Annotated in this window: 19 protein-coding genes; 18 read left to right on the forward strand and 1 reads right to left on the reverse strand. The window is 38.6% G+C overall.

The window, feature by feature from the left end:
- The 18 genes from BM377_RS01460 (at position 1) to BM377_RS01540 (ending at position 7,234) form a co-directional block, all read left to right on the forward strand.
- Complete coding sequence (locus tag BM377_RS01460) at positions 1–780, forward strand: hypothetical protein (protein ID WP_092242642.1); 780 nt, start codon at positions 1–3, stop codon at positions 778–780.
- Between the two features lie 11 nt (positions 781–791).
- Positions 792–1,019, forward strand: coding sequence for a hypothetical protein (locus BM377_RS01465; protein ID WP_092242645.1), 228 nt, complete (start codon positions 792–794; stop codon positions 1,017–1,019).
- Entirely contained in the window at positions 1,016–1,555 is a 540-nt protein-coding gene (locus tag BM377_RS01470) for a DUF5983 family protein (RefSeq protein ID WP_092242648.1), read from the forward strand. Before BM377_RS01465 ends, BM377_RS01470 begins: the two co-directional genes overlap by 4 nt.
- A gap of 1 nt (position 1,556) precedes the next feature.
- A complete protein-coding gene (locus BM377_RS01475; RefSeq protein ID WP_092242651.1) occupies positions 1,557–1,835 on the forward strand; it encodes a hypothetical protein in 279 nt (92 codons plus the stop codon).
- Between the two features lie 13 nt (positions 1,836–1,848).
- Positions 1,849–2,412 carry a hypothetical protein gene (locus BM377_RS01480; RefSeq protein WP_143104446.1) on the forward strand — a complete coding sequence of 188 codons (564 nt, stop codon included), beginning with the start codon at positions 1,849–1,851 and terminating at the stop codon, positions 2,410–2,412.
- Positions 2,413–2,415: 3 nt separating this feature from the next.
- Positions 2,416–2,643: a hypothetical protein gene (locus BM377_RS01485; protein ID WP_092242657.1), complete on the forward strand. Its 228-nt coding sequence runs from the start codon at positions 2,416–2,418 to the stop codon at positions 2,641–2,643.
- An 11-nt stretch (positions 2,644–2,654) separates the two neighbouring features.
- A complete protein-coding gene (locus BM377_RS01490) occupies positions 2,655–2,885 on the forward strand; it encodes a hypothetical protein (RefSeq protein WP_092242660.1) in 231 nt (76 codons plus the stop codon).
- Between the two features lie 8 nt (positions 2,886–2,893).
- Positions 2,894–3,091 carry a hypothetical protein gene (locus tag BM377_RS01495; RefSeq protein WP_092242663.1) on the forward strand — a complete coding sequence of 66 codons (198 nt, stop codon included), beginning with the start codon at positions 2,894–2,896 and terminating at the stop codon, positions 3,089–3,091.
- Positions 3,085–3,318 carry a hypothetical protein gene (locus tag BM377_RS01500; RefSeq protein WP_092242665.1) on the forward strand — a complete coding sequence of 78 codons (234 nt, stop codon included), beginning with the start codon at positions 3,085–3,087 and terminating at the stop codon, positions 3,316–3,318. Before BM377_RS01495 ends, BM377_RS01500 begins: the two co-directional genes overlap by 7 nt.
- Before the next feature lie 15 nt (positions 3,319–3,333).
- A complete protein-coding gene (locus BM377_RS01505) occupies positions 3,334–3,693 on the forward strand; it encodes a hypothetical protein (protein ID WP_092242667.1) in 360 nt (119 codons plus the stop codon).
- 12 nt (positions 3,694–3,705) lie between these two features.
- Positions 3,706–3,963, forward strand: a complete 258-nt coding sequence (locus BM377_RS01510; protein ID WP_092242669.1) for a hypothetical protein — start codon at positions 3,706–3,708, stop codon at positions 3,961–3,963.
- A 13-nt stretch (positions 3,964–3,976) separates the two neighbouring features.
- Entirely contained in the window at positions 3,977–4,213 is a 237-nt protein-coding gene (locus BM377_RS01515; RefSeq protein WP_143104447.1) for a hypothetical protein, read from the forward strand.
- A 2-nt stretch (positions 4,214–4,215) separates the two neighbouring features.
- Positions 4,216–4,758 (forward strand): hypothetical protein, encoded by a 543-nt coding sequence (locus BM377_RS01520; RefSeq protein WP_092242674.1) that lies wholly within the window; start codon positions 4,216–4,218, stop codon positions 4,756–4,758.
- 10 nt (positions 4,759–4,768) lie between these two features.
- Positions 4,769–4,936 carry a hypothetical protein gene (locus BM377_RS16245; protein ID WP_177223763.1) on the forward strand — a complete coding sequence of 56 codons (168 nt, stop codon included), beginning with the start codon at positions 4,769–4,771 and terminating at the stop codon, positions 4,934–4,936.
- A 12-nt stretch (positions 4,937–4,948) separates the two neighbouring features.
- Positions 4,949–5,260, forward strand: coding sequence for a hypothetical protein (locus tag BM377_RS01525; protein WP_092242676.1), 312 nt, complete (start codon positions 4,949–4,951; stop codon positions 5,258–5,260).
- Between the two features lie 404 nt (positions 5,261–5,664).
- Positions 5,665–6,675: a phosphoadenosine phosphosulfate reductase domain-containing protein gene (locus tag BM377_RS01530; RefSeq protein ID WP_092242679.1), complete on the forward strand. Its 1,011-nt coding sequence runs from the start codon at positions 5,665–5,667 to the stop codon at positions 6,673–6,675.
- On the forward strand, positions 6,659–6,865 hold the full coding sequence (locus BM377_RS01535; RefSeq protein WP_092242681.1) for a hypothetical protein: 207 nt from the start codon (positions 6,659–6,661) through the stop codon (positions 6,863–6,865). The genes BM377_RS01530 and BM377_RS01535 overlap by 17 nt, the downstream gene beginning before the upstream one ends.
- A 120-nt stretch (positions 6,866–6,985) precedes the next feature.
- Positions 6,986–7,234 (forward strand): hypothetical protein, encoded by a 249-nt coding sequence (locus tag BM377_RS01540; RefSeq protein ID WP_092242684.1) that lies wholly within the window; start codon positions 6,986–6,988, stop codon positions 7,232–7,234.
- 159 nt (positions 7,235–7,393) lie between these two features.
- Here BM377_RS01540 and BM377_RS01545 read toward each other — a convergent pair whose 3' ends face one another.
- Positions 7,394–8,569 (reverse strand): IS110 family RNA-guided transposase, encoded by a 1,176-nt coding sequence (locus BM377_RS01545; protein ID WP_092242689.1) that lies wholly within the window; start codon positions 8,567–8,569, stop codon positions 7,394–7,396.
- Positions 8,570–8,753: the final 184 nt, after the last annotated feature.

Genomic DNA, 8,753 nt, shown 5'->3' on the forward strand with positions numbered 1-8,753 from the left:
ATGACAAGAGGAACACTTTTTTATTATGAATCAGATGACAAGGTATGGAGTTCAACAGAATTTAATGGAGATATGTACCACGGAACTCCGGAAAATCCTGAAGGAATTGGCGATGAGGTTATCGAACTAATGCAAGGACTTAAGAGCCTTGATGATTTCAAGGGTGTACTTGCAAAGATTAACCAGCACTATAAGTACGAAGAGGGAAATGATTGTTACTCGGTTGGTTATGGGGCAATAGCTATAAGTAATAAGAAAGCCATTGAGTGGATTGATAACGAGCGCCCTGATCTGAAAGGCAATGACCATTTCGATCCACGAGCAATGGAAAAGACGCCTACGTTCAAAGATGTGAGGACGTGGCATTTTTGGGGCATGCCTAACCTTTCAGACTATACATACATTTACAACAATTCTGGAAAGGATTTGGTTATTAAAACAGATAGCAAGCCAATAAAGATGACTATTCCTGATGGAGCTTTAGGCGTTCTTAATTACGGCTCAAGGGATTGTCTTTGCAAGGACGGAAAGATCATTGATGGCATGGGGCACTATGAAGAAACTAAAGAAAGCGAAGAAGCTCCAACAATGAATGCAGACGAGTTCTACGATTACATTATAGAGAACTTCACTTTAGATGGCACTTCAAGATCACTTGTAAGAAACATTATTGATTATGTTTCAAAAACAAACAATGCGGAAAACACGTATACACTTCTGAACTGGCTGCTTGATGGCATAGGTCTTGAGGATAGTGAGTTGAGAAGAGTTCAAATGTAAAGGAGATCACTATGGCAGGAACACATCAGATACAAACAGAAAGAGGAATTATCACTGTGGCAGACAGACCTTATTTAAGGTCTGATGCCATTGCTGAGGGGTATAAGTATTCCTTTTCAGTTCATGAAGGAGTAAACCTCAAAACGAAAAAGAGAATGATACCGGTGGACATATATAGTAAGAGCGAGGATATATTTCATCACAACTTTATTGTTGTAGCAAAGGAGAATAAATCATGATCGGAAAGTATATGGATGTTTGCACATCACACTTAACACAGGACACGGTTGACAACTTGGTCATAGGGAACATTCCTAGTGTTCACGCATATGACTACGAAGAGGGAATGTTTGTTGTCATTCCGGATGAGGAGCATCATCTGCCAAACGACTTGGATGAGGTGTTCAAGTACGCAAAGCAAAATGATATTACCTTGATACGTTTCGATAGAGATGGAGAAGAGATTGATGATCTGCCTACTTATGATTGGCGAAGTCCAAAGGAAAGATTCCTTGAGCAACCTGCTTATTTTCAGCAGACAGCACTAATGGAAACTGCAATGAGAATACAGGACACCGCTGATTTTCTTAGATACACAGGAGATATATCCATTGATTGTGATGAAATGGAACTTCTCTGTATATTCACGGAAATGGCTAGGGAGTTTGAGTATAAGTACTACGGTACAGACAGATACACTGATGATTTCCTTAATTTTACTAATGAAGTGTTCAGGGAAGAACTGATTGAGAAGTACGGAACAAAGGAGAACTGATATGACTAGAGAAGAACAGTATGCAGTATTAGACCATCACTTTAGAGGGTGTGTAAGATTTTGGGAACATGAGTTAAAGACTGATAGTGACCTCGATAGAGAGCCATATATCCATGCAATAATGGAAATTCCGGTCGTGGATCCTACTTGCATTAACGGAGAGCCACTTGATAAGGACTTAAGAGAAGACTTCATCAAGTCTAGGTTCATGGATTGTTATGGCAGGGATTGGGAGAAGAGCTACAAGGAAATGAGAAGTGGCATCAGAGATGTTAATTAAAGGAGATGAGAACATGAATGAGAATTTGGAGAGATTAAAATCACTTGTTGCTGAAACAAGCGAGGTTATAAAGAACTTAAACAAAGAAACAGAAACCATTAAGCAAAAGAACCAAGAAGAAAGAGTTTCTAAGTTCGTTACTATTCGTGACTATCTTTTTGATTGCTATGATGTTATAAAAGACCTTCACAGAAGAATAGTGGTAAAGATAGATATACCAAATGTCAAGTGCTTAGGCTATCCGGCAGAAACGTTTATAGAGTTTAATGACAACAGTTCAAAGCCGATTAACATAATGCTACGCTATGTTGACAAGCATGGTTGTACATCTTCTGATTATGGAAGAGAAATCACCAATAACATGGAATGGAAACCCGAGTCTGAAAGACAGTATATAGGACCATGCTGGTTTACCCAACAGAATGAATATGACTTTGTTGACCTTTGGGATAAAGAAACGTTTGAAAAGAGATTTGCCATAGAGGTCGAAAAGGCGCTCACAGAAAAAGCAAACAAAGCCAATGATAAGTATGATAATGCGCTTAACAGAAAAGCGATGTTACAGAAAGGAGAGTAAATCATGACGTGGGATGAAATTTATGAAAGAGCTGAAGATTGTGGCTATGGCAGTGATGAACTGACCGCCAAGGATGAGGCTCGGTGGCAGGTAAGAAACCTTGTTCTTGAAAAGGAAAACGTTGACATTGAAAACGCTGAGTGTCCAGAGGATGAGGTTGATTATTACGCTGGATTATGGAACGTTAGGTTTGATGAAAATGGGAACATAAAATGCTATGAAATATGTTAAAGGAGAACGCTATGGGAATATGCAGAGATTGTTTTGGGAAATTAAGCTATACCGCAACTAACAGTGATAAGGCTGTGTTCAGTGTACACAAGGGAGATAACAGAATTATTAGACACATGCCTTGGTATAACACTGATGCAAGGCTTAGTGATCCAGTGTTCTTATGGAATGACTTGCCGCAGTTTGGTAGTTTTGTCCAGGCAGTCAGATACCTAAAGGAAAATTTAGAGCAGTTACAGTGAGGTGAGATATGAGAAAAGGTGATTGTGCAAGATATATTGGAGCTGACGAGCTAATGATAGGGAAGACCTTCAAGGTCAGAAAGAAAACGGGGAATCATATTGTAATAGGGAAACCTACAAAGTACTTGGATGGTAGCGTTCATGCTGTAGAGTGTGCAGTACCTATCGAAGAGTTTGAAAAAGTTGAAAGGAGATTTTTATGGTAGGATTTCAGATTTGGTGTGATGATAATTGTTTACATGAAGAAACTGGTTTTGATGTTGAGTACCTTGATGAGCTTTATGATGAAGCCAAGAGCTACTGCGAGGGAATTATTGAGAGCCAAAAGGCGGATTCAGACTGCAAAGAGCCAAATGAAATGAGCGACTTCCTCTGCAAGTTCTTTGATACTGAATATGACGAGGAAAACGAGTTTACGGCTGATGAGCTGTGAGAAAGGAGATTAAATATGTTGCAATGGGATTGGGATAACAAAGTAGGAGAGGTTGAGATATTCAACTATGACAAGGTTGTTACTTACAACCTCTATCAGGGAAATGCTTTTCTCATCATGCTCTATGAGTATGAGGAAGATGGAAAGCAGATGTATTCAATGCACAACTTCTTTGCTGATGAAACTCATGCAAAGAGAATGTTTGGGCTGGATAAGAAGTGGACAGACACTTATGGTACTAACAGTTTTAACCAGCCTACATGCAAGATGCAGCGGATCCGTATAAAGAAAAGTGAATACGGTTATCAGAACACAAAGAGGCTTGTGAACATGTTGATTGAAGCGTTTGATGAAATCAACATTGAGATTATTTAAAGGAGATCAGATATGAGTGATGGAATATATGCAGTAGTAAAAAGATATGTTACATCAGAGGGAACTCCTGAGAATCATTACGAAGATAATGGCTTTCAGGATTGGTGCTTCAAGCCAAATGACTACGACAAGATTTATGACAAGATGATGGCAGTCACCGACGGAGATCATGAGATATCCTCAGATGCAGCAAGCTGGTGCGAACTTGCAACAGTAGGTGAAATATATGAGTTCCGTGAAGGCGAGATTGAAATCATGGAAATAGATTAAAAGGAGAACAGTTATGGAACGATTACGAATGACAACAGGATCTTATATCAACGTTTACAAGGATGGTGTTGATATTTATTTTATTATTCATGAAGCAAATGATGTAGACAATGACAAGATTCTTGAGGCAACAACATACCTTGAAAACCTTTTAGAACACAGGAACTTAAACGAAGTTGGTTGGAACAACATAACAACGGAACTCGAAGATATATTCCCATATGGAGTACACATTGTAGAAAGGAGGTAAACATGGGATACGATTCACTTAGAAACAAAGAGGTAGTAAAGTTTCCGAACGGAAAACTGATGATGTTTGCAGAGATTTCGGACTCTCGGACATTTGATGACAGAGGCAGAAGAATATGGACGAAGATCCTCGTTCATCCTGACGGGACACTGTTCTACACAAAGGAAAGCCTTAAGAAAACGCAGACAGAATATGTTGAGCGTAATCTTAAGAAATTAAGAGAGTTCAGCAGAAATGAAATTGCTACTGGATGGGCAAAGGAATATCACGAACCTACTCTTGATGATGATAACTTTGCTGGAACAGTTTTTCCCGGTGGCAGAAAGATAAGAAATGGAAAGGCTTTCTACTCTGCAAGGAAAACAATAGATGCTGCGGAATACTTTGGCAGATACGACTCGCCAAGACGTATCATCTTTACTGCTTACGACAAGGACTTCAATGAAACATACAGAAATGATTATGACATTCTGGCTGTTGATGTTGATGAAGCTTATGAGGATGCACTAAAAGAAAATAAAACTGTTTACATTAGTTTGGGATAAGGAGAGCTATATGGAACTTTGCATGAAATGTAGATGGGCGGTGCCAGTAAAGGTAACTGAGAAGTACGTTGAATGGGAATGCTTAAAGAGCGAGAAGCTGTCAGAAAAAGAAGCTGAAGAGTTCATGACTGAGGAAATGAAAGAGTGTAAACAGTGGAGGAAAATACTGAGAGGATGAAAGGAGTTGCTTATGTTCGCTATATCTTTTAAAACAATGAAGTTAGAGAAAAAGAAACCTCTGATCTACAGTAAATCACTTTCTTGGTATAGAACGGTATGCCCTTACTGTGGACTCGACAATCCTGAGGACGAAGAAAAAAGAAGTGCCTTATATTCAAGAGAGAATGTTGGGCTTCCTTTAGAAATCTGTCCTAACTGCAGAAACGTTTATGACATGGAGAACCTGGTCATTAAGAAGTCAAAGGACTACGCAGAATGTGAAGCCCTTGGATTAAAAGGAGCTGTTAAAAAGAATGAGAAAGGCAAATGGGTACAAGCATGATAAAAGAATCTAATACATATGCTAAAGTATCAAATGAAGAACATGAAACAATTAAAACAAGTTATAAAGAGATAAGAAAGGATTAACACAGATTCCCCGTAGACGGGGTTCCTGTAGTGCTGCCGGGCGTCATTTTAGAATTTGTGTTTAACCAACACATATTTTAAAACAGATGGGATGGAGTAAGGGGTGTTCCTTATGCAAATCAGCTTAAAAGCAGGGTAAAACATATAAACTACGAATTGCGGAGACCGGGCACTGTGACGAGGGCGTGCCAAAGATACCGATTACAAGGTAAGTAATGAGATTTTGGTAGGTATATGACCGAATGAAAATCTCGGGGTTCCAAAAGAAAACAGCATTTAGTGTTGCCACACGTATGCGGGAGATTCCGTGTAGTGTGGATGATGTTAAGAACTTATGAAGAATTAAAGCAACTTGTAAACCCTTCAGAGGAAGAATTTCTTCTGATCGATAGGCTTCAAAAGATAGAGTCTACCATAAACAAATATGGCGAAGATAACTTTAGCGTATCTTTTTCTGGCGGAAAGGATTCTACTGTATTGTCAGCACTGATTGATTTAGCGTTGCCAAACAACAAGATCCCTAGAGTATATGCTAATACTGGAATAGAACTTAATATGGTGCGTGATTATGTTCTTAAACTTGCTGAAAATGATGACAGGATAAAGATCATAAAGCCAAGTGTACCGATAAAGCCAATGCTTGAAAGAGATGGATATCCTTTTAAATCAAAGTCTCATGCACATGTAGTAGAAAGATACAACCGTATTGGAATGTGCCCTTCCGTTCAAGCATATATTGACGGGAAATGGGGCAAACATAAAACTTGCCCAAAGGTTTTACAATATCAGTTCACGGAAGAGTTTAAAGAAAGGCTGAACGTATCTGATATGTGCTGTGTAAGGATGAAGGAAGAACCGCTTGATGAGTGGGGCAAGGCAAATAACCGTCCAATTGCTATCGTTGGTATCATGCGTGACGAGGGTGGAAGACGTGAAAATGCACAATGTCTTGTGTTTTCCGGAAAAGCAAAGAAAGATTCAAATGGTATCCCCGATAAGTTCCAACCCATGAGCATTGTCACAAAAGCTTGGGAAGACTGGTTCATAAGGGAATATCAGATAAAGCTCTGTGACATTTACTATCCACCTTACAATTTTGTGAGAACTGGATGCAAGGGATGTCCATTCGCACTTTATCTCCAGGAAGAACTTGACACTCTTGAAAAGTATTTCCCTGAAGAGAGAAAGCAATGCGAATTGATATGGAAACCAGTATACGACGAATACAGAAGAATCGGTTATAGACTAAAAGAAAATAATAGTGGATTCTACCAAACGACTATATTTGATTTTATGGAAAAGGAGAACAGACATGATAAGGAAATTTGAAAAGCAGTTAATCGGGCGGTATAAGCGGTATTCAAAAGAGTATGAGGAATACAATAAGGGGCCAAGTTCTTGTGAAGCAGGACATCTGCAGGAGATCTCTTGGATATTACATGAGCTGTTTAGTTACACGGACAAGGACATAAGGGAACTTGAAGATGATATAAGAGCAGAAATTCTAGAGGATGGATAAAGCTATCCTCTTTACTAGTAATAATTAAAAGCATTGACGTGCTTGAGAATGGCGAATATAATCTAATCAAGAATATATTAACTGTTAATATATTCTTGGTATAATAAAGGAGAAACTCTTATGAGAGAAATAGAAAGTATTTTAGGAATTGGAGTAAAGGAAATTATTCATCAAGACCTATACGAAAGAGAATGTAGAGATTTTCAAACCCATGAAACATATACGAGTTATTATTACGATATAGAATTTAAGGATAAGTATGACGGTTATCATCATTACAAGTCGTCATTTGACAGAGGTACTATAAAGTTTGCTGACGGTACAATAATTGATTTCGACAATATGGATTCTCGTTGTATACAAAGTTAAAAGACTAACTATTAAAGAAAGTCAATAGAAATGTTTTAAGACAGAAATGTTTTAAATATAGTGATGGTGATTTATTCATCGCAATTAGTACCTTGAAAACTGCATGACAAATAGAGCATCGCACAAGATGCTCTTGAAAGAAGATTTGTATGGAATTAGTTAAACGGCTTTATTGTATGGCTGATTAGATTTTTCAAGCCGATATATCAGTCTTACGAGCTTCTTAGCTGCATGGGACATAGCGACATAATAGTGCTTTCCTTCAGCTCGCTTTCTAGCAAGGTAGGCGTTGAACGTCGGATCCCAATGGCAGACATAGATAGTGGCGTTAAACAGAGCATATCGTAGATATCTGGAACCCCGCTTTTCCATTCGAGGATGACAGTTATCTAATTGCCCGGATTGATATGTAGATGGTGATAAACCGGCATAGGCAAGGATTTTATCGGCAGATTCAAATCTGCTGAAATCTCCAATCTCTGCTATGATCATGGCGCCCATACGATAGCTTATTCCAGGAATGCTAAGAATTGGAGAATTGATGGTATCCATGATAGCCTTGATTTTTCCTTCGATTTCATCAATCTCGGAATCAAGCTCACGTATCAGCTTAATGGTGTGCTTTAATTCAAGTGATTTTGCTGACATATTTGAGCCGATAGAGTTTCTTGCTGCTTCTCGAAATGTTATTGCAACATCCTTGTCGTAATGACCTTTAGAAGATTCGGACAGTAAATTAGAAAGCCTTGTAAGATGAGCGAATGCTACTTGCTTAGCTCCAGGAAATTCGTATAGCAATGAATAAACAGAATTCATATGCAGAGTAGGAACAAGTTTTTCTAATTCAGGGAAAAGGATACAGACTAGACGAGAGATGGAAGTTTTAAGCTTTGCCCGTTCTTTTACTTTATCAAAGCGATAGCGGGTTAGTGACTTGAGTTCCTCGTTGTGGTACGATGTGTCAGAGTAGGACTTTAAGTTCACATCTGACATGAGCATAGAAGCAATCGTACTGGCATCTACTTTATCCGTTTTCGTCTGTCTAAGGCTTAGACTTTTTCTGTACAGATTGGTATGTAACGGATTGATAACGAAGGTGGGCAAACCTTTATCAATGAGATACCCAAGAAGATTGTAACTATAGTGTCCGGTGGCTTCTAGCCCTACTTTTACTTTTGATACATCTTCCATTACGGATTCTATTTTCTGATAAAGATCATTGAACCCATCGAGATTGTTTTTGATGGTGAATGTTCTGAAAACAACTTCCCCAACAGAGTTTTTGATAATGCAATCGTGTTTGTCTTTAGCGACATCAATTCCTACATAGATCATATAGGACCTCCCTAAAATAGTATTGATACTGTTTCAGATCCACAGGGCTCCTTGCAATCGTAACCTACTTCTTGATAAACCGTCATGCGGTAACTAACTGATTAACAAATAAACAAAGAGACTGTGGTTGGAGCCTTTTAAAAACCGTCTATGCGGTAGGAGGTAACAACCAATCCACAGTATC

The organism is Butyrivibrio sp. INlla21, from assembly GCF_900116875.1.
Classification (GTDB): Bacteria; Bacillota; Clostridia; order Lachnospirales; family Lachnospiraceae; genus Butyrivibrio.

Bases quoted from the DNA above. Each gene is read 5' to 3' on its own strand.
- BM377_RS01520 (WP_092242674.1), top strand. From the start codon at position 4,216: ATGGGATACGATTCACTTAGAAACAAAGAGGTAGTAAAGTTTCCGAAC.
- BM377_RS01530 (WP_092242679.1), top strand. From the start codon at position 5,665: ATGATGTTAAGAACTTATGAAGAATTAAAGCAACTTGTAAACCCTTCA.
- BM377_RS01460 (WP_092242642.1), top strand. From the start codon at position 1: ATGACAAGAGGAACACTTTTTTATTATGAATCAGATGACAAGGTATGG.
- BM377_RS01535 (WP_092242681.1), top strand. From the start codon at position 6,659: ATGATAAGGAAATTTGAAAAGCAGTTAATCGGGCGGTATAAGCGGTAT.
- BM377_RS01480 (WP_143104446.1), top strand. From the start codon at position 1,849: ATGAATGAGAATTTGGAGAGATTAAAATCACTTGTTGCTGAAACAAGC.
- BM377_RS01515 (WP_143104447.1), top strand. From the start codon at position 3,977: ATGGAACGATTACGAATGACAACAGGATCTTATATCAACGTTTACAAG.
- BM377_RS01525 (WP_092242676.1), top strand. From the start codon at position 4,949: ATGTTCGCTATATCTTTTAAAACAATGAAGTTAGAGAAAAAGAAACCT.
- BM377_RS01505 (WP_092242667.1), top strand. From the start codon at position 3,334: ATGTTGCAATGGGATTGGGATAACAAAGTAGGAGAGGTTGAGATATTC.
- BM377_RS01495 (WP_092242663.1), top strand. From the start codon at position 2,894: ATGAGAAAAGGTGATTGTGCAAGATATATTGGAGCTGACGAGCTAATG.
- BM377_RS01490 (WP_092242660.1), top strand. From the start codon at position 2,655: ATGGGAATATGCAGAGATTGTTTTGGGAAATTAAGCTATACCGCAACT.
- BM377_RS01510 (WP_092242669.1), top strand. From the start codon at position 3,706: ATGAGTGATGGAATATATGCAGTAGTAAAAAGATATGTTACATCAGAG.
- BM377_RS01540 (WP_092242684.1), top strand. From the start codon at position 6,986: ATGAGAGAAATAGAAAGTATTTTAGGAATTGGAGTAAAGGAAATTATT.
- BM377_RS01485 (WP_092242657.1), top strand. From the start codon at position 2,416: ATGACGTGGGATGAAATTTATGAAAGAGCTGAAGATTGTGGCTATGGC.
- BM377_RS01475 (WP_092242651.1), top strand. From the start codon at position 1,557: ATGACTAGAGAAGAACAGTATGCAGTATTAGACCATCACTTTAGAGGG.
- BM377_RS16245 (WP_177223763.1), top strand. From the start codon at position 4,769: ATGGAACTTTGCATGAAATGTAGATGGGCGGTGCCAGTAAAGGTAACT.
- BM377_RS01470 (WP_092242648.1), top strand. From the start codon at position 1,016: ATGATCGGAAAGTATATGGATGTTTGCACATCACACTTAACACAGGAC.
- BM377_RS01465 (WP_092242645.1), top strand. From the start codon at position 792: ATGGCAGGAACACATCAGATACAAACAGAAAGAGGAATTATCACTGTG.
- BM377_RS01500 (WP_092242665.1), top strand. From the start codon at position 3,085: ATGGTAGGATTTCAGATTTGGTGTGATGATAATTGTTTACATGAAGAA.
- BM377_RS01545 (WP_092242689.1), bottom strand. From the start codon at position 8,569: ATGATCTATGTAGGAATTGATGTCGCTAAAGACAAACACGATTGCATT.